We start from the raw sequence: 21,341 nt of genomic DNA, 5'->3' as shown, positions 1-21,341 counted from the left end.
TGATAACCGGAAAATCAGCAGATTATTTGGTGACTCTGTCGTAATACACCATGTCAGCGTTCAGTCCCTGCTGATAGCCTTTCACATTGTCACGCAGTACCACCTGGTTTTGTCCCTGTGCCATAAACACATACGGAGAACTGCGCTGTAATTCTTCCTGCATGGCGGTATACATCTGCGCACGTTTGGCTTTATCCGGCTCTGCCACGGCTTTGAGTGTGGTTTGTGATAACTGAGGAATATCCCAGCCGTTCAGCCACGCAACGGTGCTGCTCTTGCCGTCATTAAAGGCGAAGGCGCTGGCGTTGGAATGGGCATCAAAATAGTCCGGGATCCAGAAACGGATGGCCGCCTGATGCTGGCGTGCCCGTACGCGGGAATAGACCTGGCTGCCCGCCGCCGGTAATAATTCCACTTTGATACCGCCTTGCGCAAAACTGGCCTGAAGTGATTGAGCTATAGTGATATACGGCGGCTTGTTTTCCACATCGAGGGTGAAATGGGCATCTTTAATCCCGGCGTTTGCCAGAATCTCTTTGGCTTTGGCCGGATCAAATTTATACGGGTTATTTTCCAGCGCGCCCGGTAAACCGACCGGCAGGAAGCTCTGATGAATAAAATACTGGCCTTTCAGTAGATCGCGGGTAATGCCTTCATAATCCACCAGATAACGGGCCGCTTCCCACAATGCCGGGTTTTTCAGCAGCGGATTGGCGCTGTTGCCGGTGTTGAACGCCATATAATCCTGCTCGGCGGACGGAATATTTTCCACCCGTACCCCGGCGCTGTTTTTCAGTGCCGCAGTCTGGTCAGCACCCAGTTCACGGGCAATATCCGCATCACCCTGCTGAATCAGCAGACGGCGGGAAGCCGGATCCGGCACGTTTTTAATAATAATGGACGGGATTTTCGCCTCGCCGGTGGAGACATGCGGGTTAGCGGCCATCACAATCGCCTGGTTTGGCTGATAGACCTTCAGGGAATAAGCACCGCTGCCGGCAGAATGCATTTTCAGCCAGGCATTACCGAAGTCATTATTTTTAATATTCGGTGTCACCAGTTTTTCGTCCACCACTGAGGCTATCGGGGTGGACAACAGATTCAGTGCCACATCCGGGCTGATATCCGCACTCCATTTTATTTTCAGGGTGCGGTCGCCGGTTTTTTCAAACTGCTGCGCGATATTCTCTTTATTCCAGCCAAGAATATTGAGAATAAACGCAGGCGATTTATTCATGACTACAGCGCGCTGGTAGGAGAAGATAATATCTTCCGGGCGTACCGGGTTGCCGGAGGCAAATTTTGCATTCTCTTTAATCCGGACGGTCAGGGTTTTATTGGCGGCATCGGCCTGCCAGTCTTCCAGCAGGATAGCGTCAAGCTGCTCCGGATTATCACGGTTCGGCTGTACCAGGCGCTGATATAAGCTGGGAACGGTCTGGATACTGGACAGTTCATTACTTTCAGCCGGATCCAGACTGACAATATCATCCAGACTCTGGACAACAATTAAGGTATTCGGTGGTGTGGCGGCAAATGCGGAGACGGAAAAGAGCAGAGCCAGTGACGCTGCCGGATATGTTTTTTTCATATATTTCCCCTGAAACGCGGTGTTATTGATTTTTGTAATACTGACACGTTAAAAAAAACGGCGCTGTTTTGCAAAGTCTGTTACGTGCTTGTTTATAACTTTTGGTTATAGCCAAAATTAATCATAGTCTGAAATTGCTGACCGGGGGATTTCACCGGCAAAAAAAGCGGAAAAACAGCTGTAATATAACAACCGGTTATCAGCCCATAAAAAATAACACTAAAAATGGTGCTGTATTGACGGATACGCTAACCCGTACCGTTCAGCAATAAACGGGTATAACAGATAAAGGTGGTTAAATAAACAACAGAAACTATATTTGCCGTCAATCCGTTATTTCCGGTGCTCACCAGATTGATATTTCAGTGAAATTTTTTGCTTTACTCTTTTTATTTACAGTTGTTTTTTAAGTGGTTGTTAATATTTAATCAGTTGAAACTGTGATGGAAGCAGGGTTTTTATCTGGAAAAATTGCTTTTTGTTAATTAAATGTTTACTTTTTTATCCGGGCTGAGCAAAACAGCCGGATCATAAGCAGTCTTGGGTTAATGTTTTATTTCAGCGGCAGAGCGGCACTGTTTGCAGATAAAAACAATCACTGCCCCGGAAAATGCACATCAGGCCGGAAAACAGCACCGAAAAACAGGCTGATCCCGTTGCTGACGGCACTTATAAATAAAGCATTTGCGATTTTTTAATCACGTTGTTCATTTAACAGGTGTTATTCAGAAGGGACGGAAGATGAAAAAACACACTATTGCTGTTTCCCTCACGCAGGCGCTGCTGCTGAGTGCACTCTCTTATTCCGCATGGGCGGCACAGGTTCCGCCGGGAACCAAACTGGCGGAAAAACAGGTTATTGTTATCAATAACGGCACTGAACCGGTATCACTCGATCCGCATAAAGTGGAAGGGGTGCCGGAATCCAATATTATTCTTAATCTGCTGGAAGGTCTGGTCTCCACTGACGGTGATGGTCATATCGTGCCCGGAGTGGCAGAGAGCTGGTCTTCCCCGGATAACCGCATCTGGACATTCACACTGCGGCCGGATGCAAAATGGAGTGACGGCTCGCCGGTGACCGCACAGGATTTTGTCTACAGCTGGCGGCGGCTGGCTGACCCGAAAACCGCATCACCTTACGGCAGCTATCTGCATTATGCTTATGTCGAAAATGTGGATGATATTATCAGCGGTAAAAAACCACCGGAAAGTCTCGGCGTCAAAGCGGTTGATGACAAAACCTTTCAGGTTCAGCTGACTCAGCCGGTACCGTATTTCCCGGAGATGCTGAGCCATACCGCACTGAAGCCGGTACCGAAAGGGGCGATTGAACAATTTGGTGATAAATGGACATCTGCCGGAAAATTTGTTGGTAACGGCGCATATACCCTGTCTGCCTGGAATGTGAATGAGCGGCTGGTGCTTAAACGCAATCCGAAATACTGGAATGATAAAGAAACTGTGATTGAACAGGTGACTTTCCTGCCGCTCCAGTCAGAAACCAGTGATATTAACCGCTACCGCGCCGGTGAAATAGATGTCACCAACAGTTCGGTTCCGCCGGTTCTGTTTGCCAAAATGAAAAAAGATATTCCGGCACAGGTTCAGATTTCCCCGTATTTATGCACGTTCTATTATGAAATAAATAATACCGCAGCACCGTTTACCGACCCGAAAGTTCGCGAAGCCGTTAAACTGGGGCTGGATCGCGATATTATCACCCATAAAATCATGGGACAGGGACAAATTCCCGCTTACGGTTTTACCCCGCATTATATTAACGGCGGGCATTTCACCACACCGGAATGGGCATCCCTGACGCAGGAACAGCGCAATGAAAAAGGGCGCAAACTGCTGGAAGAAGCCGGTTACAGCGAAAAAAATCCGCTGACCTTTGAATTGCTCTATAACACGTCCGATCAGAATAAACAGCAGGCGATTGCCGCCGCCTCCATGTGGCAGAAAAATATCGGTGCGAAAGTGGTGCTGAAAAACCAGGAATGGAAAACCTCCAATCAGAACCGCCATGAAGGGAATTATCAGGTGGCCCGGGCGACCTGGTGCGCGGATTACAATGAGCCATCCTCGTTTCTGAACATTTTTCTGTCGGACAGCAGTAATAACACCAGTTTCTACCGAAATACCGCGTTTGACAGTGCAATGCAGCGCGCTTTGCTGGCAACAGATGAAAAAACACGTCAATCCGCTTACCAGGAAGCAGAAACTCAGTTAGATCAGGACTCTGCATTAATTCCTGTTTATTATCGCGTGAGTGTCCGGCTGATAAAACCATCAGTCGGCGGAATTACCGGTAATGACCCGCTTGATTATATGGATATTAAGCGCTTATATATGGTAGAAACACATTAATAATAAAAAATTTGCACTCACAAAGTGCGAAAAAAATGAAGGTGCTGAAGTTAAAACGAAAAGCACCTGATAAAAACGCAACAAACGCAAAACACATTCGTCAATGGGGAGTTTATGTAAGATGGTTAATTCAACGAAAAAAACACTGCTGGCACTCAGTGTGGTAGCAGCAATGGGGATGGGTATTGGTACACAGGCGTTTGCTGCGGATGTACCGGCCGGTGTTCAGCTGGCAGATAAGCAGGATTTAATCCGCAATAACGGCTCTGAGCCGCAGTCACTGGATCCGCATAAAGTGGAAGGGGTACCGGAAGCGAATATTATCCGCGACCTGATGGAAGGTATTACCCTGGAAGGGCCAAGTGGTGAAATTCTGCCGGGTTCGGCCATCTCCTGGGAAAATAAAGATTTTAAAGTCTGGACGTTTAAAATCCGCGAAGATGCAAAATGGTCCAACGGCGACCCGGTCACCGCACAGGACTTCGTTTACAGCTGGCGCCGCCTGGCTGATCCGAATACCGCATCACCGTATGCCAGTTATCTCCAGTATGCTCACGTGGTGAATATTGATGATGTTATCGCCGGGAAGAAAAAGCCGGAAGAGCTGGGCATCAAAGCGCTGGATGATAAAACCCTTGAACTGACACTCTCTGAAGAAGTGCCGTATATTCCGAAACTGCTGGCGCATAACTCCATGTCTCCGGTGCATCCGGCCACTGTCGAGAAGTTCGGTGATAAGTGGACTCAGCCGGGCAATTATGTCAGCAACGGCGCATACACCCTGAAAGACTGGGTGGTTAACGAAAAAATCGAACTGACCCGCAACCCGAAATACTGGGATAACGAAAAAACTGTTATCAATAACGTCCGTTTCCTGCCGATTTCTTCCGAAGTTACTGATGTTAACCGCTACCGCAGCGGCGAAATCGACATGACCTATAACAACCTGCCGATTGAACTGTTCCAGAAACTGAAAAAAGAAATTCCTGACGAACTGCGCATTTCGCCGTATATGTGTACTTATTACTACGAAATCAATAACGAAAAAGCGCCGTTTGATAACCCGAAAGTCCGTGAAGCCCTGAAACTGAGCCTTGACCGCGACATTATGGTCAATAAAGTCAAAGCACAGGGTGATACTCCGGCATTTGGTTTCACACCACCGTTTGCGGATGGTATGTCAGCCAAAGAGCCTGAGTGGTTCGCCAATATGACGCAGGAGCAGCGTAACGAAAAAGCACGCAAACTGCTGGAAGAAGCGGGCTTTACCAAAGATAATCCACTGAAATTTAACCTGCTGTATAACACATCTGATCTGCACAAGAAAATGGCGATCGCCGCATCGTCTATCTGGAAGAAAAACCTCGGTGCGGAAGTTCAGCTGGTTAACCAGGAATGGAAAACCTTCCTCGATACCCGCCATCAGGGGACTTATGATGTTGCCCGCGCCGCATGGTGTGCGGATTATAACGAACCGTCTTCATTCCTGAACATGGTTCTCTCTTACAGCAGCACCAACACCCCGCATTATAAGAGTGCGGAGTTTGATAAGCTGATGAAACAATCCCTTCAGGTGAAAACCGATGCGGAACGTGCGCAGATCTATCAGCAGGCGGAAGCCCAGCTGGATAAAGACTCTGCCATTGTACCGGTCTATTACTATGTCAGTACCCGTTTAGTGAAACCGTATGTGGGTGGCTATACCGGAAAAGATCCGCTGGATCACTTCCACACCAAAAACTTATATATGATTAAAAAATAATACCGACGGTTGGCCGCCCTGCGAAGGGCGGCCTGTGTAGTGTGTACCCCCGGAAGCGGGTACTGTATAGGAACGGGCAATGTTTAAGTTTATTCTTCGCCGTATACTCGAGGCGATCCCGACGCTTTTTGTGTTAATTACTATCTCTTTCTTTATGATGCGTCTGGCTCCGGGCAGTCCATTTACCGGTGAGCGTAAATTACCGCCGGAAGTGATGGCGAATATTGAAGCCAAGTACCATCTTAATGATCCGATTCATGTTCAGTATTTTGATTATTTAGTTCAGTTATCAAAGGGGGACTTCGGGCCTTCCTTTAAATATAAAGATTACTCGGTGAATGACCTGGTCGCCTCCGCGTTTCCGGTCTCCGCAAAACTCGGGCTGGCGGCGTTTGTGCTGGCACTGATTGTCGGGGTGAGTGCCGGTGTGATAGCGGCACTGAATCAGAATACCAAATGGGACTATACCGTCATGGGCTTTGCCATGACCGGGGTGGTTATCCCCAGCTTTGTGGTGGCGCCGCTGCTGGTACTTATCTTTGCCATCCATCTGCACTGGCTGCCGGGCGGCGGCTGGAACGGCGGGCAGCTCAGCAATATCATTCTGCCGATGATTGCGCTGTCACTGGCCTATATCGCCAGTATCTCCCGTATTATGCGCAGCTCTATGATTGAGGTGATGCACTCCAACTTTATCCGTACCGCACGGGCGAAAGGCCTGCCGATGCGTAAGATTGTCTGGCGGCATGCGCTGCGCCCGGCACTGTTACCGGTGGTCTCTTATATGGGGCCGGCATTTGTGGGGATTATCACGGGTTCAATGGTGATTGAGACGATTTTCGGTTTACCGGGCGTGGGGCAGTTATTTGTCAACGGCGCACTGAACCGCGATTACTCTCTGGTGCTGAGTCTGACCATCCTGGTCGGCACACTGACCATCGCCTTTAACTGTATCGTTGACGTGCTGTATGCCGTTATCGATCCGAAAATCCGTTATTAGTCCAGGAGCACGCTATGTTACCGAATGAAAAAAACCGCGAAGCTCTGGAAAATTTTACGGAGCAGCTTGATGTCGAAGGACGCAGCCTGTGGGCGGATGCCCGCCGCCGCTTTATGCATAACAAAGCCGCGATCACCAGTTTGTGTCTGTTGTTTTTAATTACCCTGTTTGTGATTTTTATGCCGATGCTGTCGGAGTTCGCCTATGACGATACCGACTGGGGCATGATGTCCGCAGCGCCGGATACGGAGAGCGGCCACTATTTTGGTACCGACTCCTCCGGCCGTGATCTGCTGGTGCGTGTGGCTATCGGCGGGCGTATCTCGCTGATGGTGGGACTGGCGGCAGCACTGGTCGCGGTGCTGGTGGGAACACTGTACGGCGCGATGTCCGGCTATGTCGGCGGCAAAACCGACTCAGTTATGATGCGCGTGCTGGAAATCCTCAACTCCTTCCCGTTTATGTTCTTTGTTATCCTGCTGGTGACCTTCTTTGGTCAGAATATTTTTCTGATCTTCGTGGCTATCGGTATGGTTTCCTGGCTGGATATGGCGCGTATTGTGCGCGGCCAGACACTAAGCCTGAAGAGCAAAGAATTTATTGAGGCGGCGAAGGTCTGTGGTGTGCCGACCCGCAATATCATTCTGCGTCATATTGTCCCGAACGTGCTGGGTGTGGTGGTGGTTTACGCCTCACTGCTGGTGCCGAGTATGATCCTGTTTGAATCCTTCCTCAGCTTCCTCGGGCTGGGCACACAGGAGCCGTTAAGCAGCTGGGGCGCGCTGCTCAATGACGGTGCTAACTCAATGGAAGTTTCGCCCTGGTTACTGATGTTCCCGGCAGCATTCCTGGTGGTGACTCTGTTTTGTTTTAACTTTATCGGTGACGGGCTGCGCGATGCCCTTGACCCGAAAGATCGTTGAGGAGGCCGCCAATGACTCAGTTATTACAGGTTAACGACCTGAACGTGACATTCAAAACGCCGGACGGCGATGTCACCGCCGTGAACAAACTTAATTTTTCGCTGGCGGCGGGTGAGACACTCGGGATTGTCGGTGAATCCGGCTCCGGGAAATCACAGACGGCGTTTGCGCTGATGGGACTGCTGGCCCGCAATGGTGTGGTCAGCGGCTCTGCGGTGTTCAACGGGCGTGAAATTCTCAATCTGAAAGAGAAAGCGCTGAACAAAATGCGGGCGGAAGAGATTTCGATGATCTTCCAGGATCCGATGACCTCGCTCAATCCGTACATGAAAGTCAGCAAACAGCTGACGGAAGTGCTGATGCTGCATAAAGGTCTGAGTTCTCACGATGCTTTTGAGGAATCGGTCCGGATGCTGGACGCGGTGAAAATGCCGGAAGCCCGCAAACGGATGAATATGTATCCTCATGAGTTCTCCGGCGGGATGCGCCAGCGCGTTATGATTGCGATGGCGCTGCTGTGCAAGCCGAAGCTGCTGATTGCGGATGAACCGACCACGGCGCTGGATGTGACGGTGCAGGCACAAATCATGACGCTGCTCAATGAGCTGAAGAATGAATTCAACACGGCGATTATTATGATCACCCATGACCTGGGTGTGGTCGCCGGTATCTGCGATAAGGTGTTGGTGATGTATGCCGGACGTACCATGGAATACGGCACGGCCCGTGATGTGTTCTACCATCCGTCGCATCCGTACTCTATCGGGCTGCTTAAAGCGGTTCCGCGCCTTGACGGGCAGGAAGACAGTGAGCTCGCCACGATTCCCGGCAACCCGCCGAACCTGCTGCGTCTCCCGGCAGGCTGTCCGTTCCGCCCGCGCTGCCAGTATGCGACAGACGAGTGCGCACGGCATGAGCCGCCGTTACAGGCATTTTCTCAGGGCCGTTTGCGTGCCTGCTTCAGAACTGCAGAGGAGTTGGCATAATGACACATTCAGAACGTCCGGTTCTGCTGGAAATTGAAGATTTAAAAGTCCATTTTTCCATCAGAGATAACAAACAATGGTTCTGGCAGCCGGCGAAAAGCCTGAAAGCGGTGGATGGTGTGACTGTCCGTCTGTATGAAGGGGAAACACTCGGTGTGGTCGGAGAATCCGGCTGCGGGAAATCCACGTTTGCCCGCGCGATTATCGGCCTGGTGAAATCCACCGCCGGGCGGGTAACCTGGCTGGGCAAAGACCTGTGCGGTATGAGTGAAAAAGACTGGCACAATGTCCGCAATGACATCCAGATGATTTTCCAGGATCCGCTGGCATCACTTAACCCGCGTATGACTATCGGCGATATTATTGCGGAGCCGCTGCGCACCTATTATCCGTCAATGAGTAAGACGGAAGTGACAGACAAAGTCAAAGCCATGATGATGAAAGTCGGGCTGCTGCCAAACCTGGTGAACCGCTATCCGCATGAGTTTTCCGGCGGACAGTGTCAGCGTATCGGTATCGCCCGCGCGCTTATCCTCGAGCCGAAACTGGTTATCTGTGATGAGCCGGTTTCAGCGCTGGATGTGTCTATTCAGGCTCAGGTGGTGAACCTGCTGAAGGAATTACAGCGGGAGATGGGATTGTCCCTTATTTTTATCGCTCATGACCTGGCGGTGGTGAAACACATTTCTGACCGTGTGCTGGTGATGTATCTCGGCCACGCAGTGGAACTCGGTACGTATGACGAGGTGTATCATAACCCGTTGCATCCGTACACCAAAGCGCTGATGTCTGCGGTGCCGGTGCCGGATCCGGACAAAGAGCAGAATAAAACAATTCAGCTGCTGGAAGGGGAACTGCCGTCACCGATTAATCCGCCGTCCGGTTGTGTTTTCCGCACCCGCTGCCCGCTGGCGGACAGTGAATGCGCAAGAACCCGGCCGCTGCTGGAAGGCAGTTTCCGCCATGCAGTTTCCTGCCTGAAGGTTGATCCGCTGTAAATACGGTAAAGCCGTTAATCTTATTTTTGCGACAGAGCGCCCGGTACGGGCGCTTTTTTTTCATCTCCGCATCCTGCTTTTCCGCACCAGCTGCAAAATCTGACAGAGCGTACTTCGCGGCCTTGCAGGCAGCTTACTGATTCCGTTATTAAAAAGCACAGCCGGTTTTTCAGGTGTGTTAATAACGGAGTGTTGACGAACGTCAACATATAAACTACAGTAGGTACAGGAAATGAAGAAACATCCGGATAAACATATTCAGTCCGCGATTGAATATGCACTGTTACAGGGATGGGTATGGATTGCGCCGGGGAATTCCTCGCATGCATTCTGCCGGTTACGGTGCGGGTCACCGTATGATGAGCACCGGCAGCATCAGATGAGTGTCTGGTCAACACCACGGAATCCGGAAAACCATGCAAAGCAGATCAGGCGAAAAGTGGATGCCTGTCAGTGAAAACGGGCAGCAGGAAAGGGGGAAAAGATGGCACTGTATAATTTTACGCTGACGCTGTCCGGTGTGACAGCAGATACAGAGAACCTGGAGGATGTCTTATTTGCAGGCGGTTGTGATGATGCATTACTCTGTTTTTACGGTAAATCAGTCTATCTGGAATTTGACCGGGAAGCACCGTCTCTGGATTGTGCAATCCGCACGGCGGTGGAAGACGTGGAATCAGCTGGTGTGAATGCCCGGGTGGAATCGGTGGATTCCGCTCTTGTCGGCCTGAGTGATATTGCGGAACTGACGGGTATGTCACGTCAGGCAATCGCGTTGCTCAAAGACGGTGCGCGCGGCCCGGGCACCTTTCCGGGGCCGGTGCAGCGGTTACGCGGGCAATCCCCGCTGTGGGACTGGGCTGCGGTCGCGTCCTGGCTGATGGCACAGGGACGGCTGGCTGCACATTCTGAGCTGGCAGAAAACGCAAAAATTATCAGCAAATGGAATCTTGCATTACGGGCAGGGGTTGCAGAGGATCCCGCTGAAATTGACATTATCACAAGGTCATTAATCGCCCGGCGTGAAAAATGCCGCTGCTGACCGCGTGACCGGCGGGAAACTTATTCCCGCCAGCGGACGGCGTATTCCGGTGAGCCGGTAAAATGCCGGGAAATCAGTACACGGGCAAAAATCTGATCGATATCTGCATTTTCATCCGGAGCCAGGCCGATAACCACTTCGGCACATGCCGGGTTTTGTGCCAGAAAAGGTGCAAATTCTGACCAGTCACTGCCGGTTGGTACAATTTCAGCACCGCCGATCTCTTCAAACTGAAGGTTAAACAGCAGGACGTCTGCCGGGTCAAGGTTATCCATTGCCTGTTCCAGAAACAGGTCATAGGCCATTTCAATCGTTTCCTGCTCGCTGAGGCGACGGGGAAGAGAGGTACTCATAGGTCAGGTTACATTCCGGTGATCCCCCGCCGTTTTATACCGGCGGGGATAATAAAGAAAGTCAGTTTATCACAGCAGAGGACTGAAGAAATAACATAACCGCTCAAGAACACGATTGGTCAGCGGACGTTTCTCCCACTCGGTGTAATCGAGACGGGTTGCGCGTGAAATATAATCATTCTGGACAATATTCAGGTCACCGGCAAAACTTTCATCATCGATAACGGCAGTGATTTCAAAGTTGAGCCACAGGCTGCGCATATCCAGGTTTACGGAACCGACCATACTGAGCTGGTCATCCACGAGGACACTTTTCGTGTGCAGCAGACCATCCTCGAACAGATAGATTTCCACACCGGCTTCCAGCAATTCGGTATAAAACGCACGGCTTGCCCAGCGGACGAGGAATGAGTCATTGAGGCGCGGCATCACAATCGCAACACGCACGCCACGCATGGCAGCGGTACAGATGGCATGCATCAGGTCATCGCTCGGGACAAAATACGGCGTGGTGAAGGTCAGACGCTCCTGTGCGGCAAAAATAGCCGTCATCAGGGATTGCTGGATCAGCTCTTCAGGGTAACCCGGACCGGAAGCCACAATATTGACGGTATGGCCGCTGTCTTTTTCAAACGGCATTTCAATATCGTCCGGCGGCGGAGGTAACAGGCGCTCTCCGCGCTCCATTTCCCAGTCCAGTGCATAGATGATACCGAACAGGGTGGTGACAGGGCCTTCCATACGAACAAGAATATCGACCCATTCACCGACACCGGCGTCCTGTTTAAAGTAGCGCGGATCCACCATATTCATACTGCCGGTGTAGGAAATATAGTTATCGATAGTGATGATTTTCCGGTGCTGGCGCAAATCCATCCGGCGCAGGGCGAAACGCAGAATATTGACCGGCAGGGCTTCGACAAACTCGATCCCGGCATTCCGCATCATCTCCGGATAATCATGGCGGAAGAAGTGCCAGCTGCCGGCGGAGTCCACCATAATCCGGCACTTTACGCCCCGTTTGGCGGCGGCGAGCAGGGCATTGGTGACATTGTCCACATCACCGCCCGGTTTCCAGATATAAAACACCATATCAATGCTGTGTTTTGCATTATCGATATCTTTGACAATCTGACGTAATGAATCTTCGCAGGTGGTAAATAACTGAATCTGGTTACCTTTTACCCCGGGAATTCCCTGGCGGTGCTCAATCAGCTGAAACAGCGGAGCAGCCTGGGTACTGTTTTCCGTGGCGAAAATGTGTTTTGACTGACGCAGATTTTCAACCCAGCCGGAAACAGACAGCCACATTCCTTTTGCCTGCTCAACCCGGCGGCGGCCGAGATGGAGTTCACCGAAGGCGAGATACGCAATAATTCCGATAAAAGGCAGAATATAGATGATCAGTAACCAGGTCATGGTAGATGTCACCGGGCGGCGTTTGTACATTACGCGGACAGAGATACCGGCCACCAGCAGCCAGTAGAAAAGAATACTCAGCCAATATAACAGCGTATAAAATGTCGACATAGGTATTATCTTTCTCTAAGAATAAGGTTTGCAGACAAAACAGGCTCAGGATCTGATTGATACTCCACCGGAAAATGTATCAGAAAGCTTTCGGTAATGCTGCTGTATTTGTGATTTAAGTCAGTTTAACCACTTTTTTCTGCCGGTGTTTGCAGATATTGCGGGAAAGCGGTTGGTTATTGTGTCAGGCAGTTTATAATAATTGCCCTTATTATTAGCTTATTTTTTCACACAGTCTAAAAAAGGGTTTAGTTATGAGACACAGCAGACCGGAAGTTGCACGTTGGCGTATGTTACGGCAGGCAACCCGTCGTCGTCGTCGCTGGCTGGAAAGTCAGTCCCGGCGGAACATCCGGATTTTTGCTCTGCGCAAGCTGGATATCGCGAGACAACGCCGTTCGCTGCTGTTTGCTCAGGCTGAATTAAGCCACTAAGAAGTGACCATCAGCACGATAAGTGACAATGGTTGCGTCTTTCGTATTGAAATTGATTGCTATTTGCATTTACACTAGTGACCATTGTCATTATTAGCTGCTTATAAGATTGTATAGATTATGCCTATTTTTCGCTGGATCAGCTGGCCAATTCTCATTTCTCTTTGTCTGCATGCCTCTGTGGCCGCAGCGATTTACTACAACATGAATAAGGAGGTTGAGGACGAACCTAAAGTGCTGATGGTGGAGATGGCGGCGTTTGCGCCGGCACCGGCAGCTGCTGTGGCTGAACCTCAGCCTGAACCGGAACCCGAAACAGAGCCGGAACCCGAACCTGAACCTGAACCGGTCGTGAAGCCGGTTATTGAAAAACCGGTGGAAAAGAAACCGGTTGAGAAAAAACCAAAACCGAAAAAAGAGAAAAGAGTTGAGAAACCGGCCGTAAAACCGGTTGAAACCAAAGCACCGGTCTCCGATAAACCGCTGTTCACTGGTACGCCGGAAGGTCAGCAGAACGTGCAGAAAGCCCCTGCAGGCCCGGTCGGAAATGTGGCCTCTGCCGGACAAAGTGATGTCGGCGGCGGTGACCCGAAAGCCCTGAACCGTGCTGATCCGGTCTATCCGGCACGGGCACGCAGCCTCGGCAAAGAAGGGAAGGTGCGGGTCAGATTTGATGTCGATACCGATGGCCGTATTCAGAATATCGATATTATCGAAGCATCACCGAAAAATATGTTTGAACGTGAAGTCCGTAATGCGATGCGTAAATGGCGTTACGAGAAAAAGCCGAAGAAAGGTATGACCACAACCATTATTTTCCGGATCGACGGTAAAACCTCTATTCAGTAATCCGATAAAAAAAGAAAGCCCGGCACATAAAAATGCCGGGTTTTTTGTTTCTGTCTTATTTTGCCGGGAAAAGATCAGCGCGTAAATTCACCAGATTATCCGGTACCACATGAATAACCCCTTCACCCGGAATATCAATTTCCGCAATCATAAACAGAGCCATGGTTGTCAGCAGCGGCAGAATTAAAATCATGATATTGCTGCCGCGCAGTCCGCGGATATTATACCCGATCAGCACATTGGCACTGACGGCAAATAAAATCAGTAATACCCAGGCGGCTCCCGGGATCTGATAGCGCCAGCTGGCCATGGTTTTTTCTTCGGACACATAGAGATCACTGAATGCGGTCAGGACGGAGGCAATCACCGGATTCGGGGCCGTACGGGCTTCAGATGCAGCGATCTGCCAGAGAGAAGACTGAGCCTCAAGGGAGATATCCCGCCATTTTTCATTTTTTGCCTGTGAGCCGCCGTTAAAAAAATCAATACGTGCGTCAATATACGTGTTAAGCAGAGTATTTGCCCGCAGGTTATTTTCCGGAGACAGTAATTGTGCCCGCTGGAATGCATTACCGATAGCAATAGCTTCGTTTTCTTCCATCTGTTCGCGGTTATTATAGCCGCCGATAGAAATGGTCAGTAAAAAGCCGATTAATAAACCGAGCAGGGATAATACGGCACCGAGAACAATTTTGGTTTCATCATCCGCTAATTCGGTTTTACCGTGACGTTTTTTGAACAGGTATTTTCCGGCATAGGCCGAGCCGACAGATAAAATAAAGATAACGACAAATAAAATAACTGAATCAGAGACTAAAGCATTAAACAGCGCTGCCATACAAAGACCCTTTAACAGAAAACGCCTCAGCAGAATGCTGAGATGCAGGTGGAACAAAGCCGGCCTGAAAAGGCCGACCGGATACAAAACAGAGATATCATCCGCTGACGGGAAATGCTGTCCTTTGTGACTATTTCAGCAATCGTACTCTGACAGGTTTTCCTTTGATTTTACCCTGCTGAAGCAGTTTACGCGCCTGCTGCGCGATACCCTGGCGCACCGCGACATAAGCATGCATCGGATGGATCACGATTTTGCCGATATCTTCGCCGTTCAGCCCCATATCACCGGTCATGGCGCCGAGAATGTCCCCCGGACGGATTTTGGCTTTTTTGCCGCCGTCAATACACAGTGTCGCCATTGCCGCATCCAGCGGGGTGATGCGCAGCCCGGCAGGGATTGGCTGCCAGTTCAGTTTCATATGCAGCATCTCTTCCAGTGCGTTTGCCCGGACCGCTTCTTCCGGTGCACACAGGCTGATCGCCAGTCCGCTTTCACCGGCACGGGCGGTACGGCCGATGCGGTGAACATGCACTTCCGGATCCCACGCCAGTTCATAGTTGATCACCAGCTCAAGGGCTTTGATATCGAGCCCGCGTGACGCCACATCGGTGGCAACCAGCACACGGCTGCTGCCGTTGGCAAAGCGGATCAGGGTCTGGTCACGCTCGCGCTGTTCCATATCGCCGTGCAGCACTAAAACACTCTGTCCGCTGCTCTCCAGGGCTTCATACACATCCTGGCAATCTTTCTTGGTGTTGCAGAACACCACACAGGATGCCGGTTGTTCGCGGCTCAGTAATTTCTGTAACAGTTCAGTTTTGCCGCGCCGTGAAACTTCATAAAACTGCTGCTCAACCGCCGGAAGTTCGTCGGTGCTGTTGATTTCAATGGTTTGCGGATCGCGCTGAAAACGGCGGCTGACGGCCGCAATCTCATCCGGCCAGGTGGCGGAAAACAGCAGGGTCTGACGTTCTTCCGGGGTACGGGAGAGGATTTCAGTAATATCGTCAGCAAAACCCATATCCAGCATACGGTCAGCTTCATCCAGCACCAGAGTGCGGATAGCATCAAGGTGCAGCGTGTCTTTGTTCAGATGGTCAATCAGGCGGCCCGGGGTGGCCACAATAATGTGCGGCGGGTGGATCAGGGAATCGCGCTGGGCACCGAACGGCACACCGCCGCATAAGGTCAGAATTTTGATATTCGGCAGATAACGCGCCAGACGGCGCAGTTCACCGGCAACCTGATCCGCCAGTTCCCGGGTCGGGCACAGAACCAGTGCCTGGGTCATAAAGTGTCCGGCATCGATATGCTGTAACAGCCCCAGGCCGAATGCGGCGGTTTTCCCGCTGCCGGTTTTGGCCTGCGCACGGACATCTTTACCCGCGAGAATGGCCGGTAATGCGGCGGCCTGAACCGGGGTCATGGTCAGATAACCCAGTTCATTCAGGTTGGTAATTTGTTCTGCGGGAAGTGCATTAAGTTCAGCAAATGAGGTCACGATGAAAATTCCGGATTAAATAAAAAGAGAGATTTGCGGCAATGATACTATTACCGGACGCCGGTGTCGCGGGGAACCTGTGGTTTATTCCGGCAGACAAAACGGCCACTCAGAAGAGTGGCCGGTATGAAACGCATTATTTTAAATCACTGTTACTGCTGTCTAACTGAAAATGACGTTTTCCGTCAGGCAGCGGGCGGGGACGGTTATCCGCATCCACCGCAACATAGCTGAAGACAGCTTCTGTTGCCCGGTAACGGTCACCGATAGGGTCGGTAGCCACTTTTTTCACCCAGACTTCGACTTTGACGGTCATGGATGAATTCCCGGTTTTCAGGCAGCGTGCATAACAGCAGACCACATCACCGACCGCGACAGAGCGCAGAAAGGTGATGCCGTCCACGCGGACTGTCACCACGCGGCCGAGTGCAATCTCCTTTGCCAGAATAGCGCCGCCGATATCCATCTGCGACATCAGCCAGCCGCCGAAGATATCCCCGTTGGCATTGGTGTCTGTCGGCATGGTTAAGGTGCGCAGCACCAGTTCCCCGTTAGGTAAACATTGTTGTTGAGTCATGAGAAACACTTACATCCGTTTAACGAAAAAGGATACCGGCGGAAACAAACCGATATCCGGTTGATTTTATTATTTTTCTTCTTCCCGTGGCAGATGACGGTAAATATATACCACACTGGCAACGGTAAATACCAGTGTTACAGCGGTCAGACCAAACACTTTGAAGTTCATCCAGGTATCCATGGATAACCAGAACGCGACATACACGTTCACGGCCGCGCAGACGATAAAGAAAAGAGCCCAGGCGAGATTCAGACGCTGCCAGACCTGTGGCGGCAGGGTCAGCTCTTTGCCCAGCATTTTCTGAATCAGCGGCTTACCGAAGATAAACTGGCCGCCCAGTAACACGAGAGCAAACAGCGCATAAATAATGGTCACTTTCCATTTGATAAACTGCGGATCATGGAAAACGATGGTCAGGGTGCCGAAGATGGCCACAATCACAAAGGTGATAACGGCAGATTTCTCCAGATGTTTATACATGAACCAGCGGACAGCCAGCGCCACCGCAGACGCGGCAATTAAGGCACCGGAGGCGTAATAGATATCCACGGTTTTATATATGGCAAAAAAGATAACCAGGGGGATAAAGTCGAGTAGTTGCTTCATAATTGAGTCTGTCCGAAATTTAAATTTATTTTAAGCATGTGGCATCCAGTCACTTATTTTTAAAGAAAAAAAATATATTACAATTGATTTTGCAATATTTTACCATAAGACGCGGTCTGACTATCTTCTTTATCCGCGTTCGGTTATAAATCAGTTTAACTATTAGCAGTAAAATTAAATTGTACATCTTAATACGATATTTTTATAAGGGGCGATAATGCAGTCGAACCGACTATTGCGCTGGATGCCGGGACTTTCTGTTTTTCTGCACTATGAACGCAAAAACCTGCGCTTTGATATCCGCGCAGGGCTTTCTGTTGCTGCCGTGGCATTGCCGGTGGCTATCGCTTACACAGGACTGATGGGCATTAATGCGATTGTCGGTCTCTATGCCTGTATCCTGCCGATGGTGACTTATGCGCTGTTCGGCTCCTCCCGTCAGCTGATTGTCGGGCCGGATGCGGCAACCTGTGCGGTGATTGCGGCGGCGATTATTCCGCTGGCTAAAGGTGACCCGGATACGCTGTGGCAGCTGGCGATTATCATGACGCTGATGACGGGTGTCTGGTGTCTGATCGCCGGACATTTCAAACTCGCCGCATTCGCGGATTTTTTATCACAGCCGATTTTACAGGGGCTGCTCAACGGCGTGGCGGTGACGATTATTGTCGGCCAGATAGGTAATGTGCTCGGGCTGGATGAACTGCCGTCCCAGCTGATTGAGTGCCTGGTGGCGCTGCCGGAGCATCTGCATCTTATGCATATGCCGACACTGATCCTCTCCGCTGCCAGCCTGGCGGCGCTGTTTTTATTACGGGCTGTCCGCCGCACCTGGCCGGGGCCGCTGATTGTGATGACGATTGCCACACTGGTCAGTGCGCAGCTGGATTTCTCCTCAATGGGGATTGCTGTGGTCGGTAATCTCGGTAACGGGCTGCCGCATATCAAAATGCCGGCATTTGACCCCGGTTTGCTGCGTGAACTGGTGATCCCGTCACTGAACCTTGCGGTGATCAGTATTGTCAGCTTTATGATGACGGTGCGCAGTTTTGCCGAGAAAAACGGCTATGCCATCGATGTGGATCAGGAGTTGCGGGCACAGGGGTATATCAACATTGCTTCCGGGTTATCCCAGGGGTTCGCGGTCAGTGCCGCGACCAGCCGTACCGCCGTCAACGATGCCACTGGTGGTAAAACACAGATGGTGTCTCTGATTGCCGCCGGGCTGATCGCACTGGTGCTGTTTTTCCTGACCGGTTTCCTCGGACACATTCCGCTGGCGACACTCGGGGTGGTGCTGATTTACTCCTCCTGGTCGATGTTCAGCATTCGTCAGATTTTCTCTTTCCGTAAACGGAATAAATCGGCATTCACCCTGGCGCTGTTTACCCTGGTGGCTGTGCTGGTGGTGGGGCTGATCAACGGTATCGGGTTTGCGGTTCTGCTGGGACTGGTACAGTTCCTGCGCACGGTTTTCCGTCCGACAGACCAGTTACTGGGTGTGGATGAGCAGGGGATGATCCATTCCATCAACAACAGTAACGTGGATATTAATCAGGTTGACGGATTATTGATGTACCGCTTTAATTCGCCGCTGACCTATTTCAACGTCGCGTATTTTAAAAAGCGGGTGTTACAGGTGGTGAATACCGCACCGAAACGGCCCGGATGGGTGGCGGTGGATGCGACTGTCAGCTTTATCAATAATGACATGAGTGTGTTCAGCACACTGAATGAGCTGGTGACTGAGCTGAAAATCAAGGGTGTCACTCTGATCCTGGCGGGACGGCGCACCGAACTGACACGCTGGGTGTCGGAAAATAAAATCAAACGCAATGATGATGATTTGATTATTGTGCCGGATCTCTATTTCGCCATCAGGCTGATTCAGAGTAAACAGCAAAGCCGTGTCAAAGCGATAGAAGAGGCGATGGAGCAGGCAGCTGAGGGAGCGGAAAAACCGCTCACCACCTGATTTCAGCAATAAACCCGCCCTGCGGGCTGCGACGGAACTGTATGGTCATATGATGCAGTTCCGCAATTCGTTTCACGATAGACAATCCCAGACCGCTGCCGGTTTTTTCCTGTCCCGGCGGCCGGTAAAAACGTTCTCCCAGCCGGGCCAGTATCGTATCACTGACGCCCGGACCATCATCCTCAATCACTAACTGCTGCGGTGTCAGCGTCAGATGAACGGTGCCGCCGGTTTTGCCGTAGCGGATAGCATTATGCAGCAGATTGCGCAGCATGACGGTCAGCAGCAGTTGTTCGCCGCGGACCGTCAGTTCAGGCGCGGCGAGGTCAGGTATCACACTGACCTGATGTACAGCCGCATCCGGAGCTGTTTGTGCAATGGCATCATTAATAATGGCTGACCAGCGCAGCTCTGTACATTCCTGCGGGTGTGACTGTGATTCCAGCCGTGAGAGGGTCAGTAACTGATCCACCAGACGGGTGGCGCGGTCAATCCCGGTGATCAGATTCGCGGTCACGTGTTCACGGGTGGCGGGGTCATCCCCGGCAATCTGCATTACTTCAGTCTGTACTTTCAGCGCGGCCAGCGGGCTGCGCAGTTCATGGGCGGCATCAGAGGTAAAGCGGCTTTCCCGTTCGCGCAGATCGCGGATACGCAGAAATAATCCGTTCAGAGCGTCCAGCATCGGGCTGACTTCTTTCGGCAGCACCGGCGGGGCCAGCGGGGTCAGCTCAGCCGGGTTACGGCGCTGTAACTGCCGGGCCAGCAGGCGCAGCGGGGTCAGTGCGCGGGTCAGCAGCCACAGGAACAGAAGCAGCATCAGCGGCAGAGCCACCAGCCACGGGATCGCCTGAGCGGTGATAATGGTCAGCCCCATATCCTCGCGGTATTCCCACTCCTGGCCGACCACGATGATGTAGCTGCCATCGGCGGAAGGCAGCTGTACAAAGCGCCAGCGGTCGTTATCATCCGTCAGTGAACCGTCACGGAACCCGTTTTTCTTGTCTGAGAACGGAATTTTCCGGCCGTTCTCGCCGTCATCCAGCACCCGTTCGCCCGACGGACTGAAAATAGCAAAAGCGAATGCATCGTCATCCTGCTTTCCCCGGTTGCCGGAGAGCATTTTTTTGGTTTTCTGTATCGCCGACGGCGGGAACTCGAGCCCGGACGGCAAAACTGACAGACGTTTGGCAAAGGCCATTTGTTGTGTATCGAATAATTCATTGATGGATTTTGTGGTCTGCATCCAGGCGAATACACTGGCGATACCCCAGGTCAGCAGGGTGAGCAGCAGCAATAACCCGCCCAGCCGCAGGCGCAGACTATACGTCTTCATCATTTTTTCCCGCGACATAACCGACACCATGAATGGTTTTGATAAATCCGCGTCCCAGTTTGCGGCGCAGATGGTGAATATGCACTTCAACGGCATTACTGGAGACATCTTCATCCCAGTTATACAATTTTTCTTCAATCATCGCGCGGGACAGTACTTTCTGCGGATTGCGCAGAAACAGTGCCAGCAGTGCCAGTTCTTTACCTTTCAGTGATACCGGTACGCCGTTGCGGGTGACGGTCATCGCCACCGGATCCATCTCCACGTCGCCGAGCACCAGTTTTTCAGAGAGCTGACCGTAGCGGCGGCGGATCAGTGCCTGTAACCGTGCCGCCACTTCAGCCAGGGCAAACGGTTTGCACAGATAATCATCCGCGCCCTGTTGTAAGCCGCTGACACGCTGCTCAAGAGCATCACGGGCGGTCAGGATCAGTACCGGCTCGTCGCGCCCCTCAGACCGCCATTGTTTCAGGATATCCAGCCCGTCCATGCCGGGCAGGGAGAGATCGAGGATTACGGCATCATAAGGAGCAGCATAAAGCGCCTCCCGGCCGGTGTGCCCATCGGTAAACCAGTCAGGCGTAAAGCCGAGCCTGCTCAGGCCGATTTTCAGCCCGTCGCCAATCAGCCGGTCATCTTCAATTAATAATATCCGCATAAT

Annotated in this window: 20 protein-coding genes; 11 read left to right on the top strand and 9 right to left on the bottom strand. The window is 51.3% G+C overall.

Annotation, left to right across the window (positions count from 1 at the left end):
* Nucleotides 1–22: 22 nt before the first annotated feature.
* A complete protein-coding gene (locus tag ACSBQN_RS06755) occupies nucleotides 23–1,591 on the bottom strand; it encodes an ABC transporter substrate-binding protein (protein ID WP_024473178.1) in 1,569 nt (522 codons plus the stop codon).
* Nucleotides 1,592–2,332: 741 nt separating this feature from the next.
* On the opposite strand from ACSBQN_RS06755, the gene ACSBQN_RS06750 reads away from it, so the two are divergent.
* From ACSBQN_RS06750 to ACSBQN_RS06715, 8 genes are all read left to right on the top strand, one after another.
* Nucleotides 2,333–3,964 (top strand): ABC transporter substrate-binding protein, encoded by a 1,632-nt coding sequence (locus ACSBQN_RS06750; protein ID WP_024473177.1) that lies wholly within the window; start codon nucleotides 2,333–2,335, stop codon nucleotides 3,962–3,964.
* Between the two features lie 121 nt (nucleotides 3,965–4,085).
* A complete protein-coding gene (oppA, locus tag ACSBQN_RS06745; RefSeq protein WP_354632746.1) occupies nucleotides 4,086–5,726 on the top strand; it encodes an oligopeptide ABC transporter substrate-binding protein OppA in 1,641 nt (546 codons plus the stop codon).
* Between the two features lie 79 nt (nucleotides 5,727–5,805).
* A complete protein-coding gene (oppB, locus tag ACSBQN_RS06740) occupies nucleotides 5,806–6,726 on the top strand; it encodes an oligopeptide ABC transporter permease OppB (RefSeq protein WP_004238180.1) in 921 nt (306 codons plus the stop codon).
* A 14-nt stretch (nucleotides 6,727–6,740) separates the two neighbouring features.
* Complete coding sequence (gene oppC / locus ACSBQN_RS06735) at nucleotides 6,741–7,649, top strand: oligopeptide ABC transporter permease OppC (RefSeq protein WP_004238179.1); 909 nt, start codon at nucleotides 6,741–6,743, stop codon at nucleotides 7,647–7,649.
* 11 nt (nucleotides 7,650–7,660) lie between these two features.
* The gene (locus tag ACSBQN_RS06730; RefSeq protein ID WP_004239183.1) at nucleotides 7,661–8,635 is read left to right on the top strand and encodes an ABC transporter ATP-binding protein; all 975 of its coding nucleotides are present in this window, start codon (nucleotides 7,661–7,663) and stop codon (nucleotides 8,633–8,635) included.
* Nucleotides 8,635–9,633 (top strand): murein tripeptide/oligopeptide ABC transporter ATP binding protein OppF, encoded by a 999-nt coding sequence (gene oppF / locus ACSBQN_RS06725; RefSeq protein WP_004238177.1) that lies wholly within the window; start codon nucleotides 8,635–8,637, stop codon nucleotides 9,631–9,633. The genes ACSBQN_RS06730 and oppF overlap by 1 nt, the downstream gene beginning before the upstream one ends.
* 232 nt (nucleotides 9,634–9,865) lie before the next feature.
* Nucleotides 9,866–10,090 carry a hypothetical protein gene (locus tag ACSBQN_RS06720; RefSeq protein WP_004239184.1) on the top strand — a complete coding sequence of 75 codons (225 nt, stop codon included), beginning with the start codon at nucleotides 9,866–9,868 and terminating at the stop codon, nucleotides 10,088–10,090.
* A gap of 27 nt (nucleotides 10,091–10,117) precedes the next feature.
* Entirely contained in the window at nucleotides 10,118–10,675 is a 558-nt protein-coding gene (locus tag ACSBQN_RS06715; RefSeq protein ID WP_036408072.1) for a helix-turn-helix transcriptional regulator, read from the top strand.
* Nucleotides 10,676–10,695: 20 nt separating this feature from the next.
* On the opposite strand, the gene ACSBQN_RS06710 is transcribed toward ACSBQN_RS06715, so the two are convergent.
* Both ACSBQN_RS06710 and cls read right to left on the bottom strand, forming a co-directional pair.
* Nucleotides 10,696–11,028, bottom strand: coding sequence for an HI1450 family dsDNA-mimic protein (locus ACSBQN_RS06710; protein ID WP_024473172.1), 333 nt, complete (start codon nucleotides 11,026–11,028; stop codon nucleotides 10,696–10,698).
* Nucleotides 11,029–11,097: 69 nt separating this feature from the next.
* A complete protein-coding gene (gene cls / locus ACSBQN_RS06705; RefSeq protein WP_024473171.1) occupies nucleotides 11,098–12,558 on the bottom strand; it encodes a cardiolipin synthase in 1,461 nt (486 codons plus the stop codon).
* A gap of 254 nt (nucleotides 12,559–12,812) precedes the next feature.
* Here cls and ACSBQN_RS06700 point away from each other — a divergent pair, with 254 nt between their 5' ends.
* Both ACSBQN_RS06700 and ACSBQN_RS06695 read left to right on the top strand, forming a co-directional pair.
* The gene (locus tag ACSBQN_RS06700) at nucleotides 12,813–12,992 is read left to right on the top strand and encodes a YciY family protein (RefSeq protein ID WP_015422737.1); all 180 of its coding nucleotides are present in this window, start codon (nucleotides 12,813–12,815) and stop codon (nucleotides 12,990–12,992) included.
* 120 nt (nucleotides 12,993–13,112) lie between these two features.
* Nucleotides 13,113–13,841 carry a TonB family protein gene (locus ACSBQN_RS06695; protein ID WP_024473170.1) on the top strand — a complete coding sequence of 243 codons (729 nt, stop codon included), beginning with the start codon at nucleotides 13,113–13,115 and terminating at the stop codon, nucleotides 13,839–13,841.
* 55 nt (nucleotides 13,842–13,896) lie between these two features.
* On the opposite strand, the gene ACSBQN_RS06690 is transcribed toward ACSBQN_RS06695, so the two are convergent.
* The 4 genes from ACSBQN_RS06690 to ACSBQN_RS06675 form a co-directional block, all read right to left on the bottom strand.
* Entirely contained in the window at nucleotides 13,897–14,679 is a 783-nt protein-coding gene (locus ACSBQN_RS06690) for a hypothetical protein (protein WP_004239188.1), read from the bottom strand.
* A 130-nt stretch (nucleotides 14,680–14,809) separates the two neighbouring features.
* A complete protein-coding gene (gene dbpA, locus ACSBQN_RS06685) occupies nucleotides 14,810–16,183 on the bottom strand; it encodes an ATP-dependent RNA helicase DbpA (protein ID WP_024473169.1) in 1,374 nt (457 codons plus the stop codon).
* 136 nt (nucleotides 16,184–16,319) lie between these two features.
* Nucleotides 16,320–16,760: an acyl-CoA thioester hydrolase YciA gene (gene yciA, locus ACSBQN_RS06680; RefSeq protein ID WP_004238167.1), complete on the bottom strand. Its 441-nt coding sequence runs from the start codon at nucleotides 16,758–16,760 to the stop codon at nucleotides 16,320–16,322.
* Nucleotides 16,761–16,829: 69 nt separating this feature from the next.
* Nucleotides 16,830–17,369: a septation protein A gene (locus ACSBQN_RS06675; RefSeq protein ID WP_004239196.1), complete on the bottom strand. Its 540-nt coding sequence runs from the start codon at nucleotides 17,367–17,369 to the stop codon at nucleotides 16,830–16,832.
* Between the two features lie 217 nt (nucleotides 17,370–17,586).
* On the opposite strand from ACSBQN_RS06675, the gene ACSBQN_RS06670 reads away from it, so the two are divergent.
* Entirely contained in the window at nucleotides 17,587–19,344 is a 1,758-nt protein-coding gene (locus tag ACSBQN_RS06670; RefSeq protein WP_024473168.1) for a SulP family inorganic anion transporter, read from the top strand.
* Here the strand turns inward: ACSBQN_RS06670 and qseC are convergent.
* The gene (gene qseC, locus ACSBQN_RS06665) at nucleotides 19,334–20,680 is read right to left on the bottom strand and encodes a quorum sensing histidine kinase QseC (RefSeq protein WP_434991649.1); all 1,347 of its coding nucleotides are present in this window, start codon (nucleotides 20,678–20,680) and stop codon (nucleotides 19,334–19,336) included. The two genes, ACSBQN_RS06670 and qseC, sit on opposite strands and share 11 nt — an antisense overlap.
* Complete coding sequence (qseB, locus tag ACSBQN_RS06660; RefSeq protein WP_024473166.1) at nucleotides 20,667–21,338, bottom strand: quorum sensing response regulator transcription factor QseB; 672 nt, start codon at nucleotides 21,336–21,338, stop codon at nucleotides 20,667–20,669. Before qseB ends, qseC begins: the two co-directional genes overlap by 14 nt.
* Between the last annotated feature and the right edge of the window lie 3 nt (nucleotides 21,339–21,341).

Source organism: Morganella sp. B601, from assembly GCF_051172335.1.
Classification (GTDB): domain Bacteria; phylum Pseudomonadota; class Gammaproteobacteria; order Enterobacterales; family Enterobacteriaceae; genus Morganella; species Morganella morganii.
The sequence above is the reverse complement of the archived record's forward strand: the minus strand, read 5'-3'. Positions and strand labels throughout refer to the sequence as shown.